General features: G+C 71.9%; 23 protein-coding genes. 16 read left to right on the forward strand and 7 right to left on the reverse strand.

The genetic code is table 11. From position 1 onward, the window contains the following. Positions 1–20: 20 nt before the first annotated feature. Positions 21–1,178, forward strand: coding sequence for a D-alanine--D-alanine ligase family protein (locus tag ACIGXP_RS22255; RefSeq protein WP_363215759.1), 1,158 nt, complete (start codon positions 21–23; stop codon positions 1,176–1,178). A gap of 12 nt (positions 1,179–1,190) precedes the next feature. Here ACIGXP_RS22255 and ACIGXP_RS22260 read toward each other — a convergent pair whose 3' ends face one another. Together ACIGXP_RS22260 and ACIGXP_RS22265 are read right to left on the reverse strand one after the other, a co-directional pair. Then, entirely contained in the window at positions 1,191–1,709 is a 519-nt protein-coding gene (locus ACIGXP_RS22260) for a DUF3515 domain-containing protein (RefSeq protein WP_399770736.1), read from the reverse strand. A 20-nt stretch (positions 1,710–1,729) separates the two neighbouring features. Then, the gene (locus tag ACIGXP_RS22265) at positions 1,730–1,963 is read right to left on the reverse strand and encodes an Lrp/AsnC family transcriptional regulator (protein WP_003993216.1); all 234 of its coding nucleotides are present in this window, start codon (positions 1,961–1,963) and stop codon (positions 1,730–1,732) included. A gap of 246 nt (positions 1,964–2,209) precedes the next feature. Between ACIGXP_RS22265 and ACIGXP_RS22270 the strand changes: the two genes are divergently transcribed. Together ACIGXP_RS22270 and thiD are read left to right on the forward strand one after the other, a co-directional pair. Beyond that, positions 2,210–3,175, forward strand: coding sequence for a thiamine-phosphate kinase (locus ACIGXP_RS22270; RefSeq protein WP_360091099.1), 966 nt, complete (start codon positions 2,210–2,212; stop codon positions 3,173–3,175). Continuing rightward, on the forward strand, positions 3,172–3,960 hold the full coding sequence (thiD, locus tag ACIGXP_RS22275; protein WP_399770740.1) for a bifunctional hydroxymethylpyrimidine kinase/phosphomethylpyrimidine kinase: 789 nt from the start codon (positions 3,172–3,174) through the stop codon (positions 3,958–3,960). Before ACIGXP_RS22270 ends, thiD begins: the two co-directional genes overlap by 4 nt. Positions 3,961–4,054: 94 nt before the next feature. On the opposite strand, the gene rpmB is transcribed toward thiD, so the two are convergent. Beyond that, the gene (gene rpmB, locus ACIGXP_RS22280; protein WP_009190838.1) at positions 4,055–4,240 is read right to left on the reverse strand and encodes a 50S ribosomal protein L28; all 186 of its coding nucleotides are present in this window, start codon (positions 4,238–4,240) and stop codon (positions 4,055–4,057) included. A 254-nt stretch (positions 4,241–4,494) separates the two neighbouring features. Between rpmB and ACIGXP_RS22285 the strand changes: the two genes are divergently transcribed. Continuing rightward, entirely contained in the window at positions 4,495–6,273 is a 1,779-nt protein-coding gene (locus ACIGXP_RS22285) for a DAK2 domain-containing protein (protein ID WP_399770742.1), read from the forward strand. 7 nt (positions 6,274–6,280) lie between these two features. Here the strand turns inward: ACIGXP_RS22285 and ACIGXP_RS22290 are convergent, their stop codons facing one another. Next, entirely contained in the window at positions 6,281–9,442 is a 3,162-nt protein-coding gene (locus ACIGXP_RS22290; protein ID WP_399770745.1) for a tetratricopeptide repeat protein, read from the reverse strand. Next, entirely contained in the window at positions 9,435–11,282 is a 1,848-nt protein-coding gene (locus ACIGXP_RS22295) for an HSP90 family protein (RefSeq protein ID WP_399770747.1), read from the reverse strand. The genes ACIGXP_RS22290 and ACIGXP_RS22295 overlap by 8 nt, the downstream gene beginning before the upstream one ends. A gap of 167 nt (positions 11,283–11,449) precedes the next feature. Between ACIGXP_RS22295 and recG the strand changes: the two genes are divergently transcribed. The 8 genes from recG to mutM all read left to right on the forward strand — a co-directional run bounded on the left by recG (position 11,450) and on the right by mutM (position 18,749). Then, a complete protein-coding gene (gene recG / locus ACIGXP_RS22300) occupies positions 11,450–13,675 on the forward strand; it encodes an ATP-dependent DNA helicase RecG (protein WP_399770750.1) in 2,226 nt (741 codons plus the stop codon). Positions 13,676–13,757: 82 nt separating this feature from the next. After that, positions 13,758–14,345: a 16S rRNA (guanine(966)-N(2))-methyltransferase RsmD gene (gene rsmD / locus ACIGXP_RS22305; protein WP_363215767.1), complete on the forward strand. Its 588-nt coding sequence runs from the start codon at positions 13,758–13,760 to the stop codon at positions 14,343–14,345. Between the two features lie 26 nt (positions 14,346–14,371). Continuing rightward, complete coding sequence (gene coaD / locus ACIGXP_RS22310; protein ID WP_067041222.1) at positions 14,372–14,851, forward strand: pantetheine-phosphate adenylyltransferase; 480 nt, start codon at positions 14,372–14,374, stop codon at positions 14,849–14,851. A gap of 57 nt (positions 14,852–14,908) precedes the next feature. Next, the gene (locus ACIGXP_RS22315; RefSeq protein ID WP_399770753.1) at positions 14,909–15,982 is read left to right on the forward strand and encodes a cell division initiation protein; all 1,074 of its coding nucleotides are present in this window, start codon (positions 14,909–14,911) and stop codon (positions 15,980–15,982) included. A gap of 128 nt (positions 15,983–16,110) precedes the next feature. Continuing rightward, positions 16,111–16,764 (forward strand): YceD family protein, encoded by a 654-nt coding sequence (locus ACIGXP_RS22320; protein ID WP_363215769.1) that lies wholly within the window; start codon positions 16,111–16,113, stop codon positions 16,762–16,764. A gap of 2 nt (positions 16,765–16,766) precedes the next feature. Then, a complete protein-coding gene (gene rpmF, locus ACIGXP_RS22325) occupies positions 16,767–16,940 on the forward strand; it encodes a 50S ribosomal protein L32 (protein WP_003951102.1) in 174 nt (57 codons plus the stop codon). An 8-nt stretch (positions 16,941–16,948) separates the two neighbouring features. Continuing rightward, positions 16,949–17,806: a ribonuclease III gene (gene rnc, locus ACIGXP_RS22330; RefSeq protein ID WP_363215771.1), complete on the forward strand. Its 858-nt coding sequence runs from the start codon at positions 16,949–16,951 to the stop codon at positions 17,804–17,806. Between the two features lie 82 nt (positions 17,807–17,888). Then, positions 17,889–18,749 carry a bifunctional DNA-formamidopyrimidine glycosylase/DNA-(apurinic or apyrimidinic site) lyase gene (gene mutM, locus ACIGXP_RS22335; protein WP_363215772.1) on the forward strand — a complete coding sequence of 287 codons (861 nt, stop codon included), beginning with the start codon at positions 17,889–17,891 and terminating at the stop codon, positions 18,747–18,749. Here mutM and ACIGXP_RS22340 read toward each other — a convergent pair. Further along, on the reverse strand, positions 18,722–19,132 hold the full coding sequence (locus ACIGXP_RS22340) for a winged helix-turn-helix transcriptional regulator (protein ID WP_399770756.1): 411 nt from the start codon (positions 19,130–19,132) through the stop codon (positions 18,722–18,724). The genes mutM and ACIGXP_RS22340 overlap by 28 nt on opposite strands. A 118-nt stretch (positions 19,133–19,250) precedes the next feature. Between ACIGXP_RS22340 and ACIGXP_RS22345 the strand changes: the two genes are divergently transcribed. Continuing rightward, positions 19,251–19,835 (forward strand): flavodoxin family protein, encoded by a 585-nt coding sequence (locus tag ACIGXP_RS22345; protein WP_363215775.1) that lies wholly within the window; start codon positions 19,251–19,253, stop codon positions 19,833–19,835. 537 nt (positions 19,836–20,372) lie between these two features. On the opposite strand, the gene ACIGXP_RS22350 is transcribed toward ACIGXP_RS22345, so the two are convergent. Beyond that, on the reverse strand, positions 20,373–21,542 hold the full coding sequence (locus tag ACIGXP_RS22350) for a CAP domain-containing protein (protein WP_399770758.1): 1,170 nt from the start codon (positions 21,540–21,542) through the stop codon (positions 20,373–20,375). Between the two features lie 201 nt (positions 21,543–21,743). On the opposite strand from ACIGXP_RS22350, the gene ACIGXP_RS22355 reads away from it, so the two are divergent. The 3 genes from ACIGXP_RS22355 (at position 21,744) to ACIGXP_RS22365 (ending at position 26,584) form a co-directional block, all read left to right on the forward strand. Continuing rightward, positions 21,744–22,025, forward strand: a complete 282-nt coding sequence (locus tag ACIGXP_RS22355; protein ID WP_363215778.1) for an acylphosphatase — start codon at positions 21,744–21,746, stop codon at positions 22,023–22,025. Positions 22,026–22,409: 384 nt separating this feature from the next. Then, the gene (locus ACIGXP_RS22360) at positions 22,410–22,613 is read left to right on the forward strand and encodes a hypothetical protein (protein ID WP_392319897.1); all 204 of its coding nucleotides are present in this window, start codon (positions 22,410–22,412) and stop codon (positions 22,611–22,613) included. A gap of 245 nt (positions 22,614–22,858) precedes the next feature. Beyond that, the gene (locus tag ACIGXP_RS22365) at positions 22,859–26,584 is read left to right on the forward strand and encodes an AAA family ATPase (RefSeq protein ID WP_399770761.1); all 3,726 of its coding nucleotides are present in this window, start codon (positions 22,859–22,861) and stop codon (positions 26,582–26,584) included. The last annotated feature ends 116 nt before the right edge of the window (positions 26,585–26,700 follow it).

The raw sequence follows: 26,700 nt of genomic DNA on the forward strand, positions 1-26,700 counted from the left end.
ACGGGTACTCTCAACGCGATATGAGCACCGAGAACCTTCCCCAGAGCCCTGAGCAGCCGTCGCGCAAGCCGCGTGTGGCCGTCGTGTTCGGCGGGCGCAGCTCCGAACACGGGATCTCCGTGGTCACCGCCGGCGCCGTCCTCAAGGCCATCGACCGGACCAAGTACGACGTCCTGCCGATCGGCATCACCCGGGACGGCCGCTGGGCGCTGACGGCCGACGAGCCGGAGCGGATGGCCATCACCGACCGCCGCACCCCCGAGGTCGAGGACCTCGCCGAGTCGCACGAGGGCGGCGTGGTGCTCCCCGTCGACCCCTCGAACCGCGAGGTCGTCTACAGCGAGCCCGGCTCGGTGCCCAAGGCGCTCGGCGAGGTCGACGTGGTCTTCCCGGTGCTGCACGGTCCCTATGGCGAGGACGGCACCCTGCAGGGCCTGCTGGAACTGTCCGGAGTGCCGTACGTGGGTGCCGGTGTGCTCGCCTCGGCCGTCGGCCAGGACAAGGAGTACATGAAGCGGATCTTCACCTCCTACGGGCTCAAGGTCGGCCCGTACGTGGTGATCCGGCCGCGTGAGTGGGAGCAGGACGAGTCCGCCGCCCGCAAGAAGATCGTCGACTTCGCCGGCGAGCACGGCTGGCCGCTGTTCGTGAAGCCCGCCCGCGCGGGTTCGTCGATCGGCATCACCAAGGTCGACGACCTGTCCGGCCTGGACGAGGCGATCGCCACCGCGCAGGCCCACGACCCGAAGATCCTCATCGAGGCCGCCGTGCGGGGCCGCGAGATCGAGTGCGGCGTGCTGGAGTTCGAGGACGGGCCGCGCGCCTCCGTACCGGCCGAGATCCCGCCGCCGGACGCGCACGCGTACTACGACTTCGAGGCCAAGTACATCGACTCCACGCCCGGTGTCGTCCCGGCGCCGCTCACCGAGGAGCAGACCGCCGAGGTGCAGGAGCTCGCGGTGCAGGCGTTCGAGGCGGTCTCCTGCGAGGGCCTGGTCCGCGCGGACTTCTTCCTCACCGAGGAGGGCGAGTTCGTGATCAACGAGGTCAACACCCTGCCCGGTTTCACGCCGATCTCGATGTACCCGCAGATGTGGCAGGCCAGCGGCATCAGCTACCCGGAGCTGATCGACCGCCTGGTCCAGGCGGCGCTGCGCCGCTCGACCGGCTTGCGCTGACCCGCGGAACCCTCACCGCATGGAGGCGATCCCCTGGGGGATCGCCTTCTTCACGGCCGTCGCGAGGTCGGTGAGCACGGCCGTGCCCTCCTCCTGCGCGGACATCCCCTCGGGCAGGCTCACCTGCACATAAGCCACGCGGTTCGCCGTCGTGAACCGCCAGGTGCCGTCGCCCTGCTTCTCCATCAGCCAGTCGACGCCGTTCACCCCGCCCGCGACGGCGTCGGGGTCACCGCCCTCGGCCACCTCGGGATCGACCATCTTCGGCGGCCGTACGACACCGCAGCGCAGTATGATCGCCGGGTTTCCCCAGCCCGCCGTGTAGGCGGACCGGGGTTCGGGGTCGTTGCGGCTCCGCCCGTCGAGCTTCTGCGGCAGCACCCGGTGCAGATCCCGGCACACCTTCGCCGTCTTCGCGTCGGGGCTGGGAACCGCCACCGTGGCGCCGTCGTCTGCCGATGAGCAGCCCGCGACCGCGATCAGCAGCGCGGGCGCGAGCAGGCCGAAGGGCCGGTGACGGAAAATATTCACCGGCCAAGGGTAGACGGGGGCTACAGATGCACGACCGGACAGGTCAGGGTGCGGGTGATGCCGTCCACCTGCTGGACCTTGGCGACCACCATGCGACCGAGGTCGTCGACGGTGTCGGCCTGGGCGCGCACGATGACGTCGTACGGGCCCGTCACGTCCTCGGCCTGGAGCACTCCAGGGATCTTGCTGATCGTCTCGGCGACGGTCGACGCCTTGCCGACCTCCGTCTGGATCAGGATGTACGCCTGTACCACGGAACCTCCAGGGCGGCCACGAGGATCATGTGGGGAAAAGGAACGCCACGGTATCGCGTCGCCGCTCCCCGCGGGGAGACCTGCGGGAACCAGGCTTGCGCGCCAGGGTGCAGGCACGACGGAAGTTGACGGTCACCTGACCGTATCGACGGTCGTTCCGACCGTGTCGACGGTCACCTCGACCGTATCGGGGACACTGATGACGCGCGAGTGGGCACGGCATGGCAGAGAAGGGGAGCAAGAGCAATGAAGGGCACTGTTGGTGAGCTCGGGGAGTTCGGGCTCATCAGGGAGCTCACCTCCCGTCTCACCACCACCCCGGCGGTCCGGATCGGCCCCGGCGACGACGCCGCGGTGGTCGCCGCGCCCGACCGGAGGGTGGTGGCGAGCACCGACATCCTGCTGGAGGGACGGCACTTCCGCCGCGACTGGTCCACGGCCTACGACGTCGGACGCAAGGCGGCGGCACAGAACCTCGCCGACATCGCCGCGATGGGCGCCGTACCGACCGCCCTGCTGCTCGGCCTGGTCGTACCGGCCGAACTCCCGGTGACCTGGCCGAGCGAGCTGATGGACGGCCTGCGCGACGAGTGCCAGGTCGCGGGCGCCTCCGTGGTCGGCGGGGACGTCGTACGCGGCGACACGATCATGGTGTCGATCACCGCGCTCGGCGATCTGCGCAACCAGGAGCCCGTCACACGCGCGGGAGCCCAGCCCGGCGACCTGGTGGCCGTCACGGGCTGGCTGGGCTGGTCCGCGGCCGGCTACGCGGTCCTCTCCCGGGGTTTCCGCTCCCCGCGCGCCTTCGTGGAGGCCCACCGGCGCCCGGAGCCGCCGTACCACGCGGGCCCGGCGGCCGCCGCGCTCGGCGCGACCGCGATGTGCGACGTGAGCGACGGGCTGATCGCCGACCTCGGGCACATCGCCGAGGCCAGCAAGGTCCGCATCGACATCCGCTCCGGCGCGATCGACATCCCGACCCAGATGAACGACATCGGTCAGGCCGTCGGCGTGGATCCGATGCAGTGGGTGCTGACCGGGGGAGAGGACCACGCGATCGTGGCGACCTTCCCGCCGGACGCCAAGCTCCCGGCCCGCTGGAAGGTCATCGGCGAGGTCCTCAACCCCTCCGCGCTGCCCCAGGTGACCGTCGACGGGGCCCCCTGGACCAGCAAGGGCGGCTGGGACCACTTCGGGGACATCGAGTCATGAGCCTGCCCAGGGTCCTGACGGTGGCCGGTTCGGACTCCGGCGGCGGCGCCGGCATCCAGGCCGACCTGAAGACGATGCTCGCGCTCGGCGTGCACGGGATGAGCGTGATCACGGCCGTCACCGCGCAGAACTCCGTGGGCGTGCAGGGCGCGTGGGAGCTGCCCGCGGAGGCGGTACGGGCGCAGTACCGCAGTGTCGTGGACGACATCGGCGTACAGGCCGTGAAGACCGGCATGCTGGCCTCGGCGGAACTGGTCGAGACGGTCGCCGATTTGATCTCCGGCACGGACGCCCCGGCCGTGGTGGACCCGGTGGGCGTCTCCAAGCACGGCGATCCCCTGCTGGCCGCCACCGCGCTGGACTCCGTACGGACGAAGCTGCTCCCGGCGGCCACCGTGGCGACCCCGAACCTCGACGAGGTGGCACAACTCACCGGGGTGCGGGTCGAGTCGGAGGACGATCTGCGACGGGCGGCCGCCGCCGTGCTGGCCCACGGGCCGCGATGGGTGCTGATCAAGGGCGGGCACCTTGCCGGCGATGCGGTCGATCTGCTGACCGACGGCTCGGCGGAACACTGGCTGCGGGCGCCGCGCCACGACAACCGGCACACGCACGGCACGGGCTGCACACTGGCCTCCGCGATCGCCTCGGGGCTGGCGAAGGGCCTGAGCGTGCCGGAGGCGGTCACCGAGGCCAAGGAGTACGTCACGGGCGCGATCGCCCGAGGGTTCGCCCTGGGGGCGGGCATCGGGCCGGTGGATCACGGATGGCGGTTCAGGAGCTGACCTCCCGCGCGGGTACGGCAAAAAGCCGGCCCACCCTTCGGTGGACCGGCTCAGTGCAGCGAACCAGGCAGTGGCCGCGCGCTCAGCTGTAGCGTCAGCGCGAGACCTTGCCGGCCTTGATGCACGAGGTGCAAGCGTTCACGCGCTTCGGCGTCCCGCCGACCACGGTACGCACACGCTGGATGTTCGGGTTCCAGCGGCGGGACGTACGGCGGTGCGAAAACGAGATGTTGTTGCCGAAGCCCGGCCCCTTGCCGCAGACGTCGCAGTTGGCAGCCACGGGTCACTCCAAAGACTTCAGATGCACTTACGGTTAATCCCGGCATGCCGGGATCGAGATCGTACGACCTGAGATCTGAGTGGCGTTGCCAGGGGAACAGCCCGATCAGGATCGGGCAACCGGAGCAGCATACAACGACTGCGTCCGTACAACGAAACTACCATGGCAGCTCAGGGCCCCGCTCCCGGCCCTCTTCCGGTGCACACGGTCCCGGGGTCTACGCTGCGTCCCACGTCCAGCTCAGGGAGGCGCAGGTGGCGCAGGTGCCGCAGACATTCTTCGATGCTCTCGCGGTGCGCACCTGGTGCGGTCTGGCGCTCCGGGCACTGGGCCGTGCCCGCGAGGAGATCGACGCGATCAACGTCTATCCGGTGGCCGACGGCGACACCGGGACGAATCTCTACCTGACCCTGGAATCGGCGGCCACGGCCGTGGAGGCGGTGTTCGCCGGCTACGGGACGGGCACCGGGGAGCCCTCCCTGGCCGACGCCGTGCACGCGATGGCCCACGGGGCGCTCATCGGGGCCCGCGGCAATTCCGGGACGATCCTGGCGCAGCTGCTGCGCGGCATGGCACAGGTGCTCGCGGACGCCCCCGGGAGCGAGACGTCCCACGTCGGCGGCGCGGGACTGCGGCTGGCCCTGCGGCGGGCCGCCGACTCCGCCCGGCAGGCCGTGGCCCACCCCGTCGAGGGCACGGTCCTGACGGTCGCCTCGGCCGCCGCCGAAGCCGCCGAGGGAGCCGAGGGCGACTGCGGCACGGTCGCGCGGGCGGCCTACGACGGTGCGCGCACCGCCCTGGCGGCAACGCCGGGCCAGCTGCCCGTGCTCGGCCGGGCCGGAGTGGTCGACGCGGGCGGGCGCGGCCTCGTGGCGGTGCTGGGGGCGCTGGTGGAGGCGTTCACGGGGGAGACGGTGCGCGAGGCGCCGGCCCTGTCGGTGGTGGCGGACGGCCCCGCGGCGGGGGAGACCCCGGGGGCCCCGCACGCCGGCGGGGCCGTGGACGGCGCCGGGACCGCGGACGGCGGCGCCCGCGAGGCGCACGCGTGCGTGGCGGCCGTTTCCGATGCCGGCCCGTCCGCCGGGCCGTGCGCCGACGGCTCCGGGACCGCCGGGCCCTCCTACGAGGTGATCTATCTCCTGGAGGCCGACGACACGGCCGTGGCCCGGCTCCGGGAACGCCTCGACGCACTCGGTGACTCCCTGGTGGTGGTCGGCGGCGACGGGCTGTGGAACGTCCATGTGCACGTCGACGACGCGGGCGCCGCCGTGGAGGCGGGCGTGGAGGCCGGGCGGCCGTACCGGATCCGGATCACCCACTTCGCCATCGGGGACGTGCACACCGGCGGCGAGCGGCACCCGCGCGAGCGGGTCCAGCGGGCCGTCGTCGCCGTCGTACCCGGCGAGGGCCTGGCCGGGCTGTACACCGAGGCGGGCGCGACCACCGTCCTCGCGCGCCCGGGCGAGCCGCCCGCCAGCGGGGAACTGGTGCAGGCGGTACGACGTGCCCACGCGCGCGAGGTCGTTCTGCTGCCCAACGACGCCGAGCTGCGCCACACGGCCGCGGCGGCCGCCGAGCAGGTCCGTACCGAGGGCATCCGCGTGGCCCTGATCCCGACCCGCTCGGCGGTCCAGGGCATCGCCGCGCTGGCCGTGCACGAACCGGAGCGCCGGTTCGACGAGGACGTCGTCCAGATGACCGCGGCGGCGGGCGCCACCCGGTACGCCGAGGTCGTCGTCGCCGAGCGCCAGTCCTGGACGACGGCCGGGATCTGCCAGGCCGGGGACGTGCTCGGGCTGATCGACGGCGACGTGGCGGTGATCGGCCCGGACGTCACCGCCACCGCCGCGACCGTCCTGGACCGCATGCTCCAGGCCGGCGGCGAGCTGGTCACCCTCGTCGTCGGCGACGAGGCCCCCGAGAACATCGCCGAACACCTCGACATGCGCGTACGGGAGTCCTACCTCGCCGTGGACACGGTGGTGTACCGGGGCGGACGCCAGGGCACCCTGCTCCTGATCGGCGTGGAGTGACCCGCCCTCACGCGTCCGGGTCGAGCATCTGGGCGGCCTCCGCCCGCCGTGCGCGGACGGTCTCGTCCTCGTCGTCGGCATCCTCGTAGGCCGCGAGTACGGCACGTGCGCGTGCCGCCGCCCCGGCGGGACGGCCCAGGTCGGCTTCCAGCCAGCCCGCGGCGAGTTCGGCGCCGGTACGGCTGTGCAGTCCGTCCGTGCCCAGCGTGCCGAACAGCGAGGCCGCCCGCTCCATCTGGACCAGCGCCGCCTCGAACGCCGCCCGGATGGTGCCGTCCGCCGCCTCCTCGGACGCCGAGCGGGCCAGCAGATCGCCGAACTGGCGGTGGGTACCGGCCAGTTCCTCGGTGAGCTGTTCCAGGGACACCGGGTCGGCAGCGGCCTCCAGCGCCCGCTCGCACTCCCGCACCGCCTCCGCCATCAGCGCGCGGGCGCCCTCCGCTCCGCCCTCGCCGCTCAGCGCCAGCCAGCCGCGGGCGCGCAGCGACCGGACGAGGAAGGGCGCATTGCCCAACGCGCGCCACAGGTCGCCCGCGCGCGCATAGGCCTGGTCCGCCTCCGCCGTCAGACCGGCGTTGCTCAGGGACTCGGCAGCGAGATGGGCGAGCGTGGCGTGGTCCTGCTGCTCGGGCCAGTGCCGGGCGATTTCGGCCGCCCGCAGCCGGCGTTCCGCGGCCGCGCGGTGGTCGCCCAGCTCGCTCAGGCAGTCACCGAGCCACCACTGCGCCTGTACGACGGCGCCGTCGCCGTGCGTCTCGGCGGACAGGTCGGCCAGCGCCGACTCCAGCACCTCGGCGGCCTCCGCCCAACGGCCCTGACGGAGCAGGAGACCGCCCAGCTGCTGTCGCGCGCAGGCGCCCAGCGTGCGGCTCTCGCCCGCCTCGTCGGCCCAGTGCGCGGCCTCCAGCGCGTGCTCGGCGGCTGCGGCGGTCTCACCCCGCCCGCCGATCACCTCGGCGAGCTGCAGATGCAGCTGGGCCCGGCCGACCGGCTCCACGCAGTCCCCGCCGTGCTCCAGGGCGGACCGCAGCGCCCGCTCGGCCTCGGCGAGGTCACCGGCCTGGTGGGCCAGTGCGGCGACCTGCACCTCGTACTCGACCGCGAACCACGGGAGCCCGGCGGCCACGTAGTCGGCGGCGGCCCGCCGGAACAGCTCCGCGGACCGCTCGGCGTCCCCGGCGTGCCCGGCCAGCTCGGCGAGCATGGCCCGCGCCTCCGCGGCCCGAGCGGCCAGCCGCACATCGTCCCCGATCCGCCCCCCGACCAGCGCGAGCACCTCCCGCACAGCCTGCTCGGCACACGCCCCGGCATCCCCCTGAACCCCCGCACCCTCCGGACCGACCCCACCCGCCCCGGCCCCGCCCTCACCCGAGGCGGACGCTTCCGGCACAGCCCCGTCCGGCAGCAGCGCCTCGTCCGCAGGCGCCCCGGTCACCGCCCCACCGGCGCCCGGCCGGACGCAATCGGTTTCCCCGACTGCGTCCCGCCCGCCCGTCCCCGGCTCACCCGGAACGGTCCCTTCCCCCACGGACCCGTCCGCCGCGCAGGCGCCTGGTGCCGTCCCCCCGCCCGTCGGGGTCTCGTACACCGTCCCCTCGTGCAGTCGTCGCATCAGGATCCGGGCCCGGCTCATCAGCACCGATGCCGTCTGCCGCAGGCCGGTGTCCTCCGTGGCGTACAGGGCGAGTACCTCGTCGTACAGAGCGGTGACCGTGTGCACTGCCGCGTCCACCTCGCCCCTCAGGGCGCGGACGTACGCTCCACGCGCGCGTGCCGCCAGGGCCTCGCCGGGGTCGCCCGCCTCCGCGTACAGCTCAGCCGCCCGTGCGAACAGCTCGATGCCCTCGGGACCACGGGCCATCGCCTCGTGGTCGGCGATCTCGGCGCGGTCGCGTGGCCCCAGCTCCGCGTCGCCCGCGGCCCGCGCGACCGCCGCCCAGGCCTCCAGGGCATGCGGCTGCAGTGTGTCCGACAGCCGTCGGGCCTCGGCAAGCAGAGTCCCCAGGCCGGGCGTCTCTGTGACCTCGGGCAGCGCCACGGTCACCGGCGTCCGGAGTACCGTGCGCACGCCCAGCGGCAGGCGGTCCACCAGCGGCCGCCCGGCCATACGCGCGCGTGTCCGGTCGCCGACGTACGACGTGCCGTTGCGCCGGTCGAACCGCTCGGCCAGGTCCAGCGCCTCCACGCGCGCGTGGGCGGCGAGTTCCCCCGCGGTCCACGCCCGCCCGGCCGGCCCCGGCACCCGCTGCCCGGCCGACCCCAGTTCGGCCAGCCGGTCCATCAGCAGCGCCACCACCGCCAGGAAGTCCAGCCGGCTGCGCGGATGCCCGGTGTCCGTGAAGTACGCCGGCCGTTCGGCGAGCAGCTCCAGACCGCGCGCCTCGTTGCCGGTCAGCGCACAGAACTCCACATGGTCGGCGTACGCGCCGCGCATCGACTCCATCGGGCGTACGAGGCGAAGGCCCCGCAGGTGGTGCGCGCGGGCCTCGTCCACGCGGCCCAGACGCAGCAGCGGGGCCAGTGAGGAGGCCAGCACGGTGTGCGGTTCGTGCGCGCACGCGAACTCGCCCTCCAGCACCGGCCGCCACAGCCCGAGCGCCTCCGCGTCGCGGCCCCGCTCGACCTGCCAGACCCCCTGCCCGCGCAGCTCGCACGCGGGACAGTCGGCCATCCGGTCGCGGTCCGCGGCGAGCCACGCCGCGTACGCCCGCTCCGCGCGCGCCAGGTCCCCGATGTGCGCGGCCACGCTGAACTCGGCACGGCGCACGGCCCGTTCGGAGTACCCGGCGAGCCGGTAGCGGTGCTCCATCTCGCCCAGCCACTGCTCGATCGAGGCGAGCGGGATGTGCGGTTGGTCCAGCATGCCCGCCGACATCCACTTGAAGACCCAGTGCAGCGAGTGCGTCTCGTACGCGTCGAAGTCCTCGGGCCGTTCGTCCCACATGCGCAGCAGCCGCGCGAACGGGACGAACATCTTGTCCTTCTCGGAGCTGTAGTTGTAGACCTGCAGCTGGTGTCCGAGCGCCTCGATCACGGCGAGCGGGACGTCCAGCCGCTCGGCCTCGGCGAGCAGCTGCTCCGCGCGCGCGTTGCGGGCCGGGCCCTCCTGCTGCTCGGAGTTCTCCGCCATCGCCCGGCGCAGCGCGTCGAAGTCCGTGATCTCACTCATCGCCCTCACCCTCCCCGTGGGTCGCCCACGCCAGCAGATCGATGAACGCCCGGTTGAGCAGCGCCGAGTCGGCGGGCCTCAGTGGGCGCTGCGCCCTCAGCAGGGCCTGCCCGTACAGCGACTCGGCCGCCGTACCGATCAGCTCCGGATCCTTGAGCGAACCGATCCTGCGCACCAGCGGGTTGAGGTGGTTGAGCACCAGACGCCCGCGCGGTGCGCTGCCGCGCAGCGAGCCGAGGATGCCCGCCCACAGGTCGTCGGCCTGTTCCTCGGCCGCCGCCCGCGCCTGCTCGTGCCGGCCCGCCCGGTCGTCCAGGTGCAGCGCGGGCACCGACAGCGGGTGGAAGGCACGGAGGACCACGTCACAGCCCAGCGGGTCCAGCTTCGCCCGCGCCGCCGCCAAGAAGCCCGACAGGGCCCGCTCCTCGCCCGGGTCGACCGCGTCCAGATGGGCGGTCACGGTGTCCGCGTCCAGCTCGGCGACCACCGTCCCCGGCCGCACCGACGGCAGCGCCTCGACCAGCTCGCTGTCGTACGTGTAGCCCCCGTTGACCACACCGACGCCCTGCGCGGAGGCGATCGGCGCGACCTGCCGGTACTCCTCGACGGTCCGCGTGAAGTGCACCACCGGGTGCCGCTGCGCGAACTCCTCCAGGGACAACCGGCCGTCGGTCGTCTCGAACGGCAGCCAGGGCAGCATCGTGCGCAGCATGCCGCGGTCGTGCCGGGCGAGGGACTTCACCCCCAGGTGGTGCACGGCGAGGAACGCCGCCAGCCGCTCCGGATCACCGGCGGCGAGCCCGGTGAGCCACGAGCGGATCCTCTCGCCGAGCGCCTCCCGCACGGCGGCCAGCATCTCGTCCTCGTACAGCGACTCGCGCGAGGCCGTCGGCCGCAGGCTGTCGGTGTCCAGCACACAGCGCACGAAGAACGCCCAGTCGGGGAGCACCTGTTCGGCCCGCTCGGTCAGCAGCATGCCCTTCAGATGCACCCGGTGGCTCGCCCGCTGCGCGGGGCTCACCGCGGACGGCAGCACGTACGCCACCCCGCGGACCCCCGCCAGCGGCACATCCAGGTCGATCGAGTCCAGCGGCGCGAACCCGAACAGCTCCCGGCAGTGCCGGGCCAGCGCACCCCGGCGCGCCGCGGGACTCGGATACGGCCGGTCCCAGGGCGCGGGCAGACCGGTGACCGGCTCCTCGCCCACCCGCACGTCGTACGGCAGCAGCGAGCCGAAGTCCCGGGCCAGCCTCAGGACCCGCTGAGGCGACAGCCACTCGGCCGCCCCGCCCCGCGCGGTCAGGTACACCGTCGTGCCCGGCTCGGGACGCGCCGGGCCGGGCAGCGTGCGCACGGTGTACGACCCGTCGTCGCTCGCCGTCCACTCCACCGGCGGCGCGCCGGGCGTACGGGCGCTGCGGCTGACCACCCGGATCCGCTCGGCGACCAGGAAGCAGGCGAGCAGGCCGATGCCGAACCGGCCGAGGAAGTCCGAGCGGGCCTCCTGCAGGTCCTCGGCCCGCTTGGAGCTGCGCCCGATGGTGGCCAGCAGGTCGTGCACATCCGCCTCGGTGAGCCCGATACCGCTGTCCTCCACGCGCAGGGTGCCGTCCGTCGCGTGCAGCCGGACCAGTGCCGGCGCGTCCGGCTGCACCGCCCGCCGGGCGGTGACCGCGTCCACGGCGTTCTGCAGCAGCTCGCGCAGATAGACCTTGGGACCGGAGTAGAGGTGATGCGAGAGCAGGTCCACCAGACCGCGCAGGTCGACCTGGAACAAATGAGGCGATTGAGGTGCAGGTGACCGGGATGCCTGGGATGACTGCGAAGTCTGGGAGTCCATCGTCACGGCGCCGCGGGCGGGGGACTCGCACGGCGCGGGGTCGGGCGGTCCGGTGGGGCGGTGACCGCGGAAGGGATGGCCGGGGCGCGCCATCCTAGAGCCCGAACGAACCGTGTGACCAGGACTTTCCCGAAGCGTATACGGCATTGTCAGTGCCGTGGTGTGCAATGGATCTCGTGCCCGCACTGGAAGAACCACTGAAGCAGCCACTGAAGTCAGTGCTCGGCCCCGCCACCGCGAAGGTGATGGCCGAGCACCTCGGCCTGCACACCGTCGGCGACCTCCTCCACCACTACCCGCGCAGATACGAGGAGCGCGGCCAGCTCACCCACCTCGCCGACCTCCCCATGGACGAGCACGTCACGGTGGTCGCCCAGGTCGCCGACGCCCGGCTGCACAGCTTCGCCTCCGCCAAGGCCCCCCGCGGCAAGGGCCAGCGCCTGGAGGTCACGATCACCGACGGCAGCGGCCGGCTCCAGCTGGTCTTCTTCGGCAACGGCGTCCACAAGCCCCACAAGGAACTGCTGCCGGGCACCCGCGCGATGTTCGCCGGCAAGGTCTCGGTCTTCAACCGCCGCCTCCAACTGGCCCATCCCGCCTACGAATTGCTGCGCGGCGACGGCGAGGAGACGGTCGAGACCTGGGCCGGCGCCCTGATCCCCATCTACCCGGCCACGGCCAAACTGGAGTCCTGGAAGATCGGCAAGGCGATCCAGACGGTGCTGCCCGCCGCCCAGGAAGCCCTCGACCCGCTGCCGCCCGCCCTGCGTGAGGGCCGCGGTCTGCTCCCGCTCCCCGAGGCGCTCCTCAAGATCCACCGTCCGCACACCAAGGCCGACATCGCGGGCGCCCGCGCCCGCCTGAAGTGGGACGAGGCCTTCGTCCTGCAGGTCGCCCTGGCCCGCCGCCGCCACGCGGACGCCCAACTCCCCGCCGTCCCCCGCACCCCCAAGCCGGACGGCATCCTCACGGCGTTCGACGACCGCCTTCCCTTCACCCTCACCGAGGGCCAGCAGAAGGTCTCCAAGGAGATCTTCGACGACCTCGCCACGGAACACCCGATGCACCGCCTGCTCCAGGGAGAGGTCGGCAGTGGGAAGACCCTGGTGGCCCTGCGCGCCATGCTCGCCGTGGTCGACGCGGGCGGTCAGGCCGCCATGCTCGCGCCCACCGAGGTCCTCGCCCAGCAGCACCACCGCTCGATCACCGAGATGATGGGCGAGCTGGCCGAAGGCGGCATGCTGGGCGGCGCCGAGCACGCCACCAAGGTCGTCCTGCTCACCGGCTCCATGGGTGCGGCCGCCCGCCGCCAGGCCCTGCTGGACCTGGTCACCGGCGAGGCCGGCGTCGTCATCGGCACCCACGCCCTGATCGAGGACAGGATCCAGTTCCACGACCTCGGCCTGGTCGTGGTCGACGAACAGCACCGCTTCGGCGTCGAGCAGCGCGACGCCCTGCGCGGCAAGGGCAAACAGCCCCCGCATCTGCTGGTGATGACGGCCACCCCGATCCCGCGCACGGTCGCCATGACGGTCTTCGGCGACCTGGAGACCTCCGTCCTCGACCAGCTCCCCGCCGGCCGCTCCCCGATCGCCAGCCATGTGGTCCCGGCCGCCGACAAACCCCACTTCCTCGCCCGCGCCTGGGAACGCGTCCGCGAGGAGGTGGCGAACGGCCACCAGGCGTACGTCGTCTGCCCCCGCATCGGCGACGACGCCGACGAGGCGGCCGATCCCCGGAAGGCCAGGCAGAAGTCCGCCGAGGACGAGGCGGACAAGCGCCCGCCGCTCGCCGTCCTGGACATGGCGGACCAGCTGAGCCGCGGCCCCCTGCAGGGCCTGAAGGTCGAGGTCCTCCACGGCCGTATGCCCCCGGACGACAAGGACGCGGTGATGCGCCGCTTCGCGGCCGGCGAGACCGACGTCCTGATCGCCACCACGGTCATCGAGGTCGGCGTGAACGTCCCCAACGCCACGGTGATGGTCATCATGGACGCCGACCGCTTCGGCGTCTCCCAGCTCCACCAGCTGCGCGGCCGGGTGGGCCGGGGCTCGGCCCCCGGTCTGTGCCTCCTGGTCACCGAGATGCCCGAGGCCGCCGCCGCCCGCCAGCGCCTGAACGCCGTCGCCTCCACCCTCGACGGCTTCGAACTCTCCCGCATCGACCTCGAACAACGCCGCGAGGGCGACGTCCTCGGCCAGGCACAGTCCGGCGCCCGCACCAGCCTGCGCGTCCTGGCGGTCATCGAGGACGAGGAGGTCATCGCGGAGGCGAGGGAGGAGGCGACGGCGGTGGTGGCGGCCGATCCGGAGCTGGAGCGGCTCCCGGGTCTGCGTACGGCTCTGGACGCCCTCTTGGACGAGGAGAGGGAGCAGTACTTGGAAAAGGGCTGAGGCGGAAGCGCCCCGAAGGGGCGCGGGGAACTGCGCGACCAGCCACAATGAACGTAAAGCCGCCCACGAAGAAGGACCCCACATGACCCGCGTGATCGCCGGCCGGGCCGGCGGACGGCGCCTCTCAGTACCCCCTGGCACCGGAACCCGGCCGACGTCGGACCGTGCCCGCGAAGGTCTCTTCTCCACTTGGCAGTCCCTCCTCGGCGGTCCGATCGACGGCGAACGGGTCCTTGACCTCTACGCCGGTTCAGGCGCCGTAGGCCTGGAGGCCCTGTCCCGGGGCGCGAGCCACACCCTCCTGGTCGAGGCCGACGCCCGCGCAGCCAGGACCGTCCGCGAGAACGTCAAGAACCTGGGCCTTCCCGGCGCCGAGGTCAGAACGGGCAAAGCGGAACAGATCATCAAGTCGCCGGCCCCGGCGGCACCGTACGACCTGGTCTTTCTCGACCCCCCGTACGCCGTCACGGATGACGATCTTCGCGAGATTCTGCTCACACTCCGCTCGGAACGCTGGCTCGCTGAGCAAGCGCTCGTCACCGTGGAGCGCAGCACCAGAGGCGGCGAATTCCGCTGGCCGGACGGCTTCGAGGCGATCCGGTCCCGTCGCTACGGCGAGGGAACGTTTTGGTACGGTCGCGCCGCCTCTACGTGCGAAGACGCACGATGACCGGACCGGAGAGCGAGGGATCACAAGTGCGCCGCGCCGTCTGTCCCGGGTCGTTCGACCCGATCACCAACGGACATCTCGACATCATCGCCCGCGCCTCCCGTCTGTACGACGAGGTGTACGTCGCGGTGATGATCAACAAGTCCAAGAAGGGTCTGTTCGAGATCGAGGAGCGGATCGAGCTGATCCGCGAGGTCACCGCCGAGTACGCGAACGTCCGGGTCGAGGCCTTCCACGGCCTCCTCGTCGACTTCTGCAAGCAGCGCGACATCCCCGCCATCGTCAAGGGCCTGCGCGCCGTCAGCGACTTCGACTACGAACTGCAGATGGCCCAGATGAACATCGGCCTCACCGGTGTCGAAACGCTGTTCGTGCCCACCAACCCCACGTACAGCTTCCTCTCCTCCTCCCTGGTCAAGGAGGTCGCCGCCTGGGGCGGCGACGTCTCCCACCTGGTGCCCGCCCCGGTCCTGGAGGCCTTGAACAAGCGTCTGCGCAAGGACTGATGGGGCTACAGTCGTCCCGTCCGTCTCCAACCCGGCTGTAGAGAGTGGCGAGCACAGGTGGACGTGCAGAAGAAGCTCGACGAGATCGTCTCCGCGGTCTCGGGCGCCCGGTCCATGCCCATGTCGGCGTCGTGCGTGGTCAACCGCGCCGAGCTGCTCGCGATGCTCGAAGAGGTGCGCCAGGCGCTGCCCGGCTCCCTCGCGCAGGCGCAGGAGCTGATCGGCGACCGTGAGCAGATGGTCGAGCAGGCCCGCATGGAGGCCGAGCGGATCATCGAGAACGCGCACGCCGAGCGCGGCTCGCTGATCTCCGACACCGAGATCGCCCGCCGCTCCCAGGCCGAGGCCGACCGGATCCTCGCCGAGGCCCGCAAGGAGGCCGAGGAGATCCGCGCCGAGGCCGACGACTACGTCGACTCCAAGCTCGCCAACTTCGAGGTCGTCCTCACCAAGACGCTCGGCTCGGTCGGCCGCGGCCGCGAGAAGCTGCTCGGCACCGGCCCCGGCCTGGACGAGAACGGCTACGAGGACGAGGACGCGCCCGAGCGCAGCCACGACCCGGAGACCCTGCGCCACAACGCCGACCAGTACGTCGACGCCAAGCTGGGCGCCTTCGAGGCGGTCCTCGCCAAGACCCTGGACGCCGTCGGCCGCGGCCGGCAGAAGCTGCACGGCCGGATCGCCACGGACGACCTCGGCGCCCTCGCCGACGACACCTCGACCTTCCAGCACTCCAGCGACGCCGACTACCTCGCCGACCTCGCCGCCCTCGCGGACCAGGACACCGCCGCCGAGCGCCAGGAGCGGCCGGCCCAGCCGCCGCAGCAGCCGTCGTACGAGCCGCAGCCGGCGTACTCGTACGACCAGCAGCAGCCGGACCCCTACGGCGGATTCCCGCAGCAGCAGCCCGCCTACGGCCGGCAGGACCCCTACGGCTACCAGCAGGCCGACCCCTACGCCTACCAGGGCTCCTACGACCCCCAGCAGGCCGCCTACGACCCCCAGCAGGCCCAGCAGCCCCACCAGCACCAGCAGCAGGGCTACGCGCTGGACGAGACCAGCCTTTTCGACACCAGCATGATCAGCGCGGAGCAGCTGCGGGCGTACGAGCAGGGGCGCGGGCTGCAGTGACGTACCGGATTGGGCCCTGAGCGAAAGCTCCAGTATCCTGGCTCTTCGGTCGCGTGTACGTCCGCGATCTCCGCTGCCCGGAACACCGACGGGCGGCGGCCCTCCGAGTTTGAAGATCGAAAGCAGGAATGGCTTCCAACGCCCGCCTCGACCACCGCAACCCCCTCGTGTTCGACACACACGAGCTGGGTCGGCGTCCTGGCGCGCTGCAGCGCCTGACCCGCACGATCGACGCTCCCGCCGATCTCGGCATCCAGGGAGTCATCGGAGTGCCGGAAGGCGCCCCGGTGGAGCTCGAACTCCGGCTCGAGTCGGTCATGGAAGGGGTGCTCGTCACAGGCACCGCCCGTGCACAGGCCGAGGGGGAGTGCGTAAGGTGTCTGGAGCCGGTCGAGCTGGAGCTCGAAGCGGACTTCCAGGAACTGTTCTCGTACCCTGACGCCGACGACCGGGGCCGTGTGATCGCGGAACCGGGCGACGACGCCGAGGACGACGAGGACAGGTTCTTCCTCGAGGACGGACTCTTCGACCTCGAACCTCTGCTGCGTGACTCGGTGGTGCTCGCACTGCCGATGCAGCCGGTGTGCCAGGAAGACTGCCCGGGCCTGTGCTCCGAGTGCGGAGCGCGGCTCGCGGACGACCCGGACCACCACCACGATGCCGTCGACATCCGTTGGGCGGCTTTGCAGGGACTCGCCGGTTCACTCGAAGACGGCGAGAAGGACGAGATGAGCGGCGGCGCGCCTCAGTCAGCACGCGCCGACGAGAAGCAGGAGAAGTAGCCGTGGCTGTTCCGAAGCGGAAGATGTCGCGCAGCAACACGCGCCACCGCCGGTCGCAGTGGAAGGCTGCGGTCCCCACCCTGGTTGCGTGCGAGCGCTGCCACGAGCCCAAGCAGCAGCACATCGCGTGCCCGTCTTGCGGCACCTACAACAAGCGCCAGGTCCTCGAAGTCTGAGCGGGCTGGTGAGAGGCACTGTGTCCAGTCCCAAGAAGGCGGAAGACGCCAAGGCGGACGCACCCGCCAAGAAGAAGGCGGACAACACGGCCTCGTCCCACACGCTTCTGGAAGGGCGGCTCGGCTACCAGGTCGAGTCCGCCCTTCTGGTGCGCGCGCTGACCCACCGTTCCTACGCGTACGAGAACGGCGGTCTGCCGACGAACGAGCGGCTGGAGTTCCTCGGTGACTCCGTCCTCGGTCTCGTCGTCACGGACACGCTGTACCGCACCCACCCCGACCTGCCCGAGGGCCAGCTGGCCAAGCTGCGGGCCGCGGTGGTCAACTCTCGTGCGCTGGCGGAGGTCGGCCGTGGCCTCGACCTGGGTTCCTTCATCCGGCTCGGCCGCGGTGAAGAGGGCACGGGCGGCCGGGACAAGGCGTCCATCCTCGCCGACACCCTGGAAGCGGTGATCGGCGCGGTCTATCTCGATCAGGGCCTCGATGCGGCGTCCGAGCTGGTGCACCGGCTCTTCGACCCGCTGATCGAGAAGTCCTCGAACCTCGGTGCCGGCCTGGACTGGAAGACCTCCCTCCAGGAGCTGACCGCGACCGAAGGACTCGGCGTGCCCGAGTACCTGGTCACGGAGACCGGCCCCGACCACGAGAAGACCTTCACTGCTGCCGCCCGCGTCGGAGGCGTCTCGTACGGCACCGGCACCGGCCGCAGCAAGAAGGAGGCGGAGCAGCAGGCCGCCGAGTCCGCCTGGCGGGCCATCAAGGCCTCGGCGGACGAGCGCGCCAAGGCGGCCAAGGAGGCCCAGCGGGCCGACGAGGCGGCCAAGGAAGCCGTCAAGGACGACGAGTCGTCGTCCGCTCCCGCCTGACCCGCGGCAGTACCGAGCGCCCGCCCCGCCCTCACGGCGGGGCGGGCGCTCAGCTCGTCCACCGCTTCGTACGGGGGGTTCCATGCCCGAGTTGCCCGAGGTCGAGGTCGTCCGGCGCGGCCTCGCGCGCTGGGTCGCCCACCGCACCGTCGCCGAGGTCGAGGTGCTGCACCCGCGTGCCGTACGCCGGCACATCGCGGGCGCGGACGACTTCGCGCACCGCCTCAAGGGCCACCACATCGGCACCCCCAGCCGCCGCGGCAAGTACCTGTGGCTGCCGCTGGAGGAGACCAATCAGTCCGTCCTCGCCCACCTCGGGATGAGCGGCCAGCTGCTGGTGCAGCCGCACGAGACGCCGGACGAGAAGCACCTGCGCATCCGGATCCGGTTCGCCGACTCCCTCGGCACCGAACTCCGCTTCGTCGACCAGCGCACCTTCGGCGGGCTGTCGCTGCACGACAACACCCTCGACGGCCTGCCCGACGTCATCGCACACATCGCCCGCGACCCCCTCGATCCGCTGTTCGACGACGAGGCCTTCCATCAGGCGCTGCGCCGCAAGCGGACCACCATCAAGCGGGCCCTGCTGGACCAGTCGCTGATCAGCGGGGTCGGCAACATCTACGCGGACGAGGCGCTGTGGCGCGCCCGCATCCACTACGAGCGCCCGACCGCGAACTTCACCCGCCCCGTCACCACGGCCCTCCTCGGCCACATCCGGGACGTGATGAACGCGGCCCTGTCCGTCGGCGGCACCAGCTTCGACAGCCTCTACGTCAACGTCAACGGCGAGTCGGGCTACTTCGACCGGTCCCTGGACGCGTACGGCCGCGAGGGCGAGCCGTGCAGGCGCTGCGGTACGCCGATCCGCCGCCGCCCGTGGATGAACCGGTCCAGCTACTTCTGCCCGAGGTGTCAGAGGGCGCCGCGCGTCTCGTCGTAACGCGCGCGGGCCGCGAGGACGTCGTCCATGGCGCCCTCCACACAGTGGATGAGCGCCAGCAGCCGCTCGGCCACCTGGCGGCCCAGGGGAGTCAGTTCGTAGTCCACGCGCGGCGGGTTCGTCGGCTGTGCCTCGCGGTGCACCAGGCCGTCGCGCTCCAGGGCGTGCAGGGTCTGGGACAGCATCTTCTCGCTCACCCCGTCCACGCGGCGGCGCAGCTCGTTGAAGCGCAGCGAGCCCTCGTACAGCGCGCCGAGCGTCAGCCCGCCCCAGCGTCCCGTGACGTGCTCCAGCGTGCCGCGGGAGGGGCAGGCCTTGGCGAAGACGTTGTAGGCCAGGTCGTCGTACGCCCGGTCGTCGTGGTCCTGGGTGGTGGCGGTCATGGCGCCAGGGTACGCGCACGCAGCGCTAACCACCAGGTTGCACTAACTGAAAGTAAGTGCTTTCCTGGGGTCACTGCTCTTGAGCTGCCCATCCGAGCCACCGTTCGAGGAGTCCCTTGTGACCACCCCTGTCGTCTCCATCGCCTACCACTCCGGCTTCGGCCACACCGCCGTCCTCGCCGAGGCCGTCCGCGCGGGCGCCGCCGACGCGGGCGCCGAGGTGCATCTGATCAAGGTCGACGAGATCACCGACGAGCAGTGGGAGACGCTGGACCGCTCCGACGCGATCGTCTTCGGCTCGCCCACCTACATGGGCACCGCCTCCGGCGCCTTCCACGTCTTCGCCGAGGGCACCTCGAACCGCTGGTACACCCGCGCCTGGCAGGACAAGCTGGCCGCCGGCTTCACGAACTCGGCCTCGAAGAGCGGCGACAAGCTGCACACCCTGCAGTTCTTCCAGACGCTCGCCGCCCAGCACGGCATGACCTGGGTCAACCTCGGCCTGCTGCCCGGCTGGAACGCCAGCACCGCCTCCGAGAACGACCTCAACCGCCTCGGCTTCTTCGCCGGCGCCGCCGCCCAGACCAACAGCGACGAGGGCCCCGAGGCCGTCCACAAGGCGGACATCGCCACGGCCGAACACCTGGGGCGCCGGATCACCGAGACGGCACAGCTGTTCGCCCGCGGACGCGCCGCCGCCTGAGACCCGTCGGACGGCGGACCGCGACGGCGTCAGTAGCCGAAGAAGTGAAGGGCCGGGTCTCTGACCTGCGGCCGTGCAATCGACCAACGCTGCGACCTGCGACTTGGCTGTCGGTGGTTGTCAGCGTTGGTTGCCGTCGAGCGTCCTCGGACGGCCCAGCGACGGCCCCGGATCCGATCGATCCAGGCAGCATGCGGCTCATGAACGGCACGCCGGCACCAGCGATCACGCGTGGATCTTGTAGAAGACCACCATGAGCCCCTCCGAGGCGATCCCCGCGCATGCGAACAGCAGGAACTTCGCGAACGTGTACCGTTCCACGTGGAGCCGACCGCCCCAGCCGGCCACAGGCGTCCCGGAGGTCAGCCTGGGCCACCACGACCCCGGCTTCACGCTGCGGACCTGCACGCACCTGATGCCGTCGAGCGGGACCCGGACCCGGGCCGCCGTGGATCGTGTCTTCGCCGACGACGAACCCATGATTGACGGCCCGGACCCGGCCCAGGAGAGTGCTTGGCCGTCTGACCTGCGGTTGTCTCAGTACCCGAAGTCCTGCGTCCACCAAGGCCCGCCCGGGCCGAAGTGGACGCCGACGCCCAGGGTCTTGAAGTCGCAGTTCAGGATGTTGGCGCGGTGGCCGGGGCTGTTCATCCAGGCGTTCATCACGGCCGCCGCGTCGGCCTGGCCGCGGGCTATGTTCTCGCCGCCGAGGTCGGTGATACCGGCCGCCGCGGCCCGGTCCCAGGGCGTCTTGCCGTTGGGATCGGTGTGGTCGAAGAAGTCCCGCGCCGCCATGTCGTCGCTGAACGCCTCGGCCAGCCGGGTCAGCGAGGAGTTCGCCGCCAGCGGGCTGCATCCGGCCTTCGACCGCTCCTGGTTGACCAGCCTGAGCACCTCCGCCTCGGCGGCGGCCCGCGCCGACACCGTCACCGGTGGGGAACTCGCCGCGGGCGCCTCGGGTGCGGTGGGCGTCCTCGGAGCCGTGGGTGTCCTGGGTGCGGTGGGCGTCCTGGACGCCGTACGCGAGGGGCTGCTCGTGCTGTGCGGCTTCGACGGCGTGGGTGCCGGCGTCGGCCTGCCGGACGCCGTCCTCGACGGGGTGGGCGTGGGCGAGACCGACTGCGACGCCGACGCGGAGACGGACGGGCTCGGGGACTCCGGGCGCGCCGTGTTCCGGCCGGTGCCGGTGCCGGTGCCGGTCCCGCTCCCGCGGCTGTCGGCGCTGCCCGAGGTGCCACCCTGCTCGGCGGCCGTGTTGCTCGGCGTGGCCACCGCCTGCACCCGCTCACCACCCGTGGTGTCCGTGGCGCCGCCGAGCTTGTAGTTCTGCAGCCCCGGCACCACGCCCGTGGCCACCGCGGCCGTACCGAGGGCGACGGCCGCGGACACCCCGAGCAGGCCCGCGCGCACCGGCTTCCCGGCCTTCTTCCTGCGCCGGTGGTCGTGAGAGGGGTCGCCGCCCGGAGTGAAGCCGGCGCCGGCCGGCGCCGCGCCCTCGTCGTCCGCCGCGAACAGATAGGCGTGCGCCTTGGCGGTCGCCTCGGCGTAGGCCTCCGGGTTCAGATACGGCGCGATGCCCCTGGGCGCCTCACCCGCGTACGAGTTAGCCGGACCGCCGCTTCCGGCGCCGGAGCGCTCCGTGCGTATGCCCCCCGTGGCGCGGCCCGTGGCGGCGCGGCCGGCGGCGATGCGTCGGTGGCGTCCCATGTCCTTGCCCTCTTCCTCGTCCTCGCGGTCGACCGGCGCCTGCGCGGCGAGTGACTCCCTGCTGCGGCGAGTGACTCCCTCTGGCCGACCCGACTCACTCGATCGAGTGAGTTTCATATGAGATGCATTGGGTCGGGACGGTACCCCATGCCACCGGGGCGCGATGTGTCCCGGCCGACACCGGCCGGTTAGGTTGCACCCATGAGCGAGGAAGTGCGACTGGTCGCCTGGGTGCGTGGACAGGTCCAAGGTGTGGGTTTTCGCTGGTTCACGCGTGCCAAGGCGCTGGAGATCGGCGGCCTGAGTGGTTTTGCTCTCAATTTGGCCGACGGTCGCGTCCAGGTGGTCGCGGAGGGCGCCCGCGAGGGCTGCGAGGGGCTGCTGGACTGGCTCCAGGGGGACGACACGCCCGGGCGGGTCGACGGAGTCACCGAGATCTGGGACACACCTCGCGGCGGCTACGACGGCTTCGCCATCCGCTGAGCCGGTGCTGCAACGGCGCGCGGGCGGGCGCGCGGCGGGCTGCCCGGAGCACCTGCCCGGAGCGGAAACGACCTGGTGGTTGCCAAGAACGCGCCGACATGGCAGGCTCCGGCTGGTACTTCTGATCGTCACGCCCTGCGGGCCCCGGATGAGTCGCAGCGCCGCCGCTTTCCCGGCCGTGCATCCCCGGTTCGGCCCCCAATACAGGGCGTGATCGTGTTGACCGTCAAACTTTTTGGTGAGACGCTGAAAGCCCCGCGCACCTTAGCTGTTTGGCATGGAGCAACAGCAGAGCAACACCCGGATGTGCCAAGCACCGCGGGTGCGAATCCCTCACGACCCACACCGCATCGGTCGGTCACTCAGTGTGGAGGACCATCCATCATGGCAAAGGCGCTTCTCGGTTACGTCGGCGGCTCCGACCCTCGACTCCTCGCCGAGATGCGACGGCTGCAGCAGCGCGTCCAGGACCTGGAGTCCGAGCTGGTACGGATTCAGGCGGAGAACGAAGAGCTGTCGGCTGCCGCCTCTCAGGACAGGATCATGGAGAGCATCGACGCACACCAGGCGGAGCCTGCGCTCACCTGATCACTGCATCAGCTCCACAACAGCAGTCGCAGCGATCGGGCTGCCGTATCAACCGCTCAGTTGATTCAGGCGACCGCAACCCGGCCGTCAGAGTTGCAAGGGACGCTTCGGCGTCCCTTCTTTTCTGCCCCGCGCATCCTTTCACTGTCTTTAACGTACGGTGTGCCCTGCATGTTCAATGGCGAAACCGCGCGGTTGCGAAGGTTCATGGAGTGAGATAGCGGCGCCCGGTAGAGTCCAGCGGCGTGCACCTCAAGGCCCTGACCCTCCGCGGGTTCAAGTCGTTCGCCTCGGCGACCACGCTCCGGTTCGAACCGGGCATCACGTGTGTCGTCGGACCGAACGGCTCGGGCAAGTCCAACGTCGTGGACGCGCTCAGCTGGGTCATGGGCGAACAGGGCGCCAAGTCGCTGCGCGGCGGCAAGATGGAGGACGTCATCTTCGCCGGCACCACCGGCCGTCCGCCGCTGGGCCGCGCCGAGGTGTCCCTGACCATCGACAACTCCGACGGCGCGCTGCCCATCGAGTACGCCGAGGTCACCATCACGCGGATCATGTTCCGCAACGGCGGCAGCGAGTACCAGATCAACGGCGACACCTGCCGCCTCCTGGACATCCAGGAACTCCTCTCCGACTCCGGCATCGGCCGGGAGATGCACGTCATCGTCGGCCAGGGCCAGCTCGACTCCGTCCTGCACGCGGACCCGATGGGCCGCCGCGCCTTCATCGAAGAGGCGGCCGGCGTCCTCAAGCACCGCAAGCGCAAGGAGAAGGCGCTGCGCAAGCTGGACGCGATGCAGGCCAACCTCGCGCGCGTGCAGGACCTGACGGACGAACTCCGCCGCCAGCTCAAGCCCCTGGGCCGCCAGGCGGCGGTGGCCCGCCGGGCCGCCGTCATCCAGGCGGACCTGCGCGACGCCCGCCTGCGCCTGCTCGCCGACGACCTCGTACGCCTGCGCGAAGCCCTCAAGGCCGAGATCGCCGACGAGGCGGCCCTGAAGGAGCGCAAGGAGACGGCCGAGCAGGAGCTGAAGAAGGCCCTGCACCGCGAGGCCCTGCTGGAGGACGAGGTACGGCAGCTCACGCCGCGCCTGCAACGCGCCCAGCAGACCTGGTACGAGCTGTCCCAGCTGGCCGAACGCGTCCGCGGCACGATCTCGCTGGCCGACGCCCGGGTGAAGAGCGCCACCTCCGCGCCCCCGGAGGAGCGGCGCGGCCGTGACCCCGAGGACCTGGAGCGCGAGGCCGCCCGCATCCGCGAGCAGGAGGCCGAGCTGGAGGCGGCCCTGGAGGCGGCCCAGCACGCCCTCGACGACACCGTCGCGCACCGGGCCGAGCTGGAGCGGGAGCTGGCCGTCGAGGAACGCCGCCTGAAGGACGTCGCCCGTGCCATCGCCGACCGCCGCGAGGGTCTGGCCCGCCTCTCCGGCCAGGTCAATGCGGCCCGCTCCCGCGCGGCCTCGGCCCAGGCCGAGATCGACCGCCTGGCCACGGCCCGCGACGAGGCGCAGGAACGTGCCGTCCGCGCCCAGGAGGAGTACGAGGCGCTCAAGGCGGAGGTCGACGGCCTGGACGCGGACGACGCGGACCTGGCCGAACAGCACGATGCGGCCAAGCGGCAGCTGACGCAGGCCGAAGCCGCCCTGAGCGCGGCCCGGGAGGCGTCCACCGCGGCGGAACGCGCCCGCGCCGCGACCCAGGCCCGGCACGAGGCCCTGGCCCTGGGCCTGCGCCGCAAGGACGGCACCGGAATACTCCTCGGCGCCCGCGACCGCCTCACCGGAGTCCTCGGCCCGGCGGCGGAGCTGCTCACGGTCACCCCGGGCTACGAGGTCCCGCTGGCCGCGGCATTCGGCGCGGCAGCGGACGCGATCGCCGTGTCGAGCCCGGCAGCGGCAGCCGAGGCGATCCGCATGCTCCGCAAGCAGGACGGCGGCCGCGCGGCACTGCTGCTGGCAGGGAACGCGCCCGGAAGGGACCAGGGGCTGTGTCCGGCGTGCGGTTGCCGCCGTGCGGGCGCGACGGGCCACGGCGATCCCGCGGAAGACCATGGCGCGGCGGCGTCCGGAAGGGACGGGGGGCTGTGTCCGGCGTGCGGCTGCCGCCGTGCGGAGGCGACCAGCCACGACGCACCCGCAGCCGCCCCACTGCCTCCCACGGCACCCCCCGGCGGACGCTTCGCCGCAGATCTGGTCCGTGGCCCCGCCCACCTCCTCCCCGCAGTCCGCCGCCTCCTGCACGGCATCGTGGTCGTCGGCACCCTTGAGGACGCCGAAGACCTCGTCCACGCGCATCCGGAACTCACCGCCGTCACCGCGGAGGGCGACCTGCTGGGCGCCCATTTCGCCCATGGCGGCTCGGCCGGAGCGCCCAGCCTGCTGGAGGTGCAGGCCTCCGTGGACGAGGCCGCAGCCGAGCTCGCCGAGCTGGCGGTGCGGTGTGCGGAGCTGGCCCGGGAGCAGCGGGCGACAGCCGAGCGGCGTACCGAGGCCGCCGCCCTCGTGGAAGAACTCGCAGAGCGGCGCCGGGCCGCCGACCGGGAGAAGTCGGCCGTGGCCCAGCAACTGGGCCGGCTCGCCGGACAGGCGCGCGGTGCCGCCGGGGAGGCCGAGCGGTCGGCCGCGGCGGCGGCACGCGCACAGGAGGCGCTGGAGAAGGCCGTACTGGAGGCCGAGGAACTGGCCGAGCGGCTGGCCGTCGCCGAGGAGATGCCGGTCGAGGAGGAGCCGGACACCTCCGTCCGGGACCGGCTCGCCGCCGACGGCGCGAACGCCCGCCAGACCGAGATGGAGGCCCGCCTCCAGGTCCGTACCCACGAGGAACGGGTCAAGGGGCTCGCCGGACGGGCGGACTCCCTCGACCGGGCGGCCCGCGCGGAACGCGAGGCACGCGCGCGTGCCGAGCAGCGCCGCGCCCGTCTGCGGCACGAGGCCGCGGTGGCGGAGGCCGTCGCCTCCGGTGCCCGGCAGCTGCTCGCGCACATCGAGGTGTCCCTCACCCGCGCCGAACGGGACCGGACCGCCGCCGAGGCCGCCAAGGCCCAGCGGGAGCAGGAGCTGACCGCCGCGCGCACCGCCGGACGCGAACTCAAGTCCGAGCTCGACAAGTTGACCGATTCAGTGCACCGCGGCGAGGTACTCGGCGCCGAGAAACGGCTGCGGATCGAGCAGCTGGAGACCAAGGCGCTGGAGGAGCTGGGTGTCGAGCCGGCGGGACTGGTGGCGGAGTACGGTCCGCACCAGCCCGTGCCGCCCTCGCCCCCCGCCGAGGGCGAGGTGCTGCCGGACGACCCCGGGCACCCGCGCAACCAGCCGAAGCCCTTCCACCGTGCCGAACAGGAGCGGCGGCTCAAGGCCGCCGAGCGGGCGTACCAGCAGCTGGGCAAGGTCAACCCGCTGGCGCTGGAGGAGTTCGCGGCGCTGGAGGAGCGGCACAAGTTCCTCAGCGAGCAGCTGGAGGACCTGAAGAAGACCCGTGCCGATCTGCTGCAGGTGGTGAAGGAGGTCGACGAGCGCGTCGAGCAGGTCTTCACCGAGGCCTACCGGGACACGGCCCGCGAGTTCGAGGGCGTCTTCAGCCGGCTCTTCCCGGGCGGTGAGGGACGGCTCGTGCTCACCGACCCCGACAACATGCTCACCACGGGCGTGGACGTCGAGGCGCGCCCGCCGGGCAAGAAGGTCAAGCGGCTGTCCCTGCTGTCGGGTGGTGAGCGCTCGCTGACGGCCGTAGCCCTGCTGGTGTCGATCTTCAAGGCGCGCCCCAGCCCCTTTTACGTCATGGACGAGGTCGAGGCGGCGCTGGACGACACCAACCTCCAGCGGCTGATCCGGATCATGCAGGAGCTGCAGGAGGCCTCGCAGCTGATCGTGATCACGCACCAGAAGCGCACGATGGAGGTCGCCGACGCGCTCTATGGCGTGTCCATGCAGGGCGACGGCGTCTCGAAGGTCATCTCTCAGCGCCTTCGTTAGCGCAGCTATTCAAGATCAACTGAGTCGGTGTTCAAGAAGTGAACACGGAGCGACGTGGCCTATCGAAAAACTCACAGCCGTTGAAGTTTGACTTCGAAACTTGAAGGCATAGTCTC

It is taken from the genome of Streptomyces sp. NPDC053069 (assembly GCF_044546895.1).
GTDB lineage: Bacteria > Actinomycetota > Actinomycetes > Streptomycetales > Streptomycetaceae > Streptomyces.

Excerpts from the sequence above, each read along its gene's own strand:
- ACIGXP_RS22255 (WP_363215759.1), top strand. The coding sequence starts at position 21 with ATGAGCACCGAGAACCTTCCCCAGAGCCCTGAGCAGCCGTCGCGCAAG.
- ACIGXP_RS22270 (WP_360091099.1), top strand. The coding sequence starts at position 2,210 with ATGAAGGGCACTGTTGGTGAGCTCGGGGAGTTCGGGCTCATCAGGGAG.
- thiD (WP_399770740.1), top strand. The coding sequence starts at position 3,172 with ATGAGCCTGCCCAGGGTCCTGACGGTGGCCGGTTCGGACTCCGGCGGC.
- ACIGXP_RS22290 (WP_399770745.1), bottom strand. The coding sequence starts at position 9,442 with ATGAGTGAGATCACGGACTTCGACGCGCTGCGCCGGGCGATGGCGGAG.
- ACIGXP_RS22295 (WP_399770747.1), bottom strand. The coding sequence starts at position 11,282 with ATGGACTCCCAGACTTCGCAGTCATCCCAGGCATCCCGGTCACCTGCA.
- recG (WP_399770750.1), top strand. The coding sequence starts at position 11,450 with ATGGATCTCGTGCCCGCACTGGAAGAACCACTGAAGCAGCCACTGAAG.
- rsmD (WP_363215767.1), top strand. The coding sequence starts at position 13,758 with ATGACCCGCGTGATCGCCGGCCGGGCCGGCGGACGGCGCCTCTCAGTA.
- ACIGXP_RS22320 (WP_363215769.1), top strand. The coding sequence starts at position 16,111 with ATGGCTTCCAACGCCCGCCTCGACCACCGCAACCCCCTCGTGTTCGAC.
- mutM (WP_363215772.1), top strand. The coding sequence starts at position 17,889 with ATGCCCGAGTTGCCCGAGGTCGAGGTCGTCCGGCGCGGCCTCGCGCGC.
- ACIGXP_RS22340 (WP_399770756.1), bottom strand. The coding sequence starts at position 19,132 with ATGACCGCCACCACCCAGGACCACGACGACCGGGCGTACGACGACCTG.
- ACIGXP_RS22350 (WP_399770758.1), bottom strand. The coding sequence starts at position 21,542 with ATGGGACGCCACCGACGCATCGCCGCCGGCCGCGCCGCCACGGGCCGC.
- ACIGXP_RS22355 (WP_363215778.1), top strand. The coding sequence starts at position 21,744 with ATGAGCGAGGAAGTGCGACTGGTCGCCTGGGTGCGTGGACAGGTCCAA.
- ACIGXP_RS22360 (WP_392319897.1), top strand. The coding sequence starts at position 22,410 with ATGGCAAAGGCGCTTCTCGGTTACGTCGGCGGCTCCGACCCTCGACTC.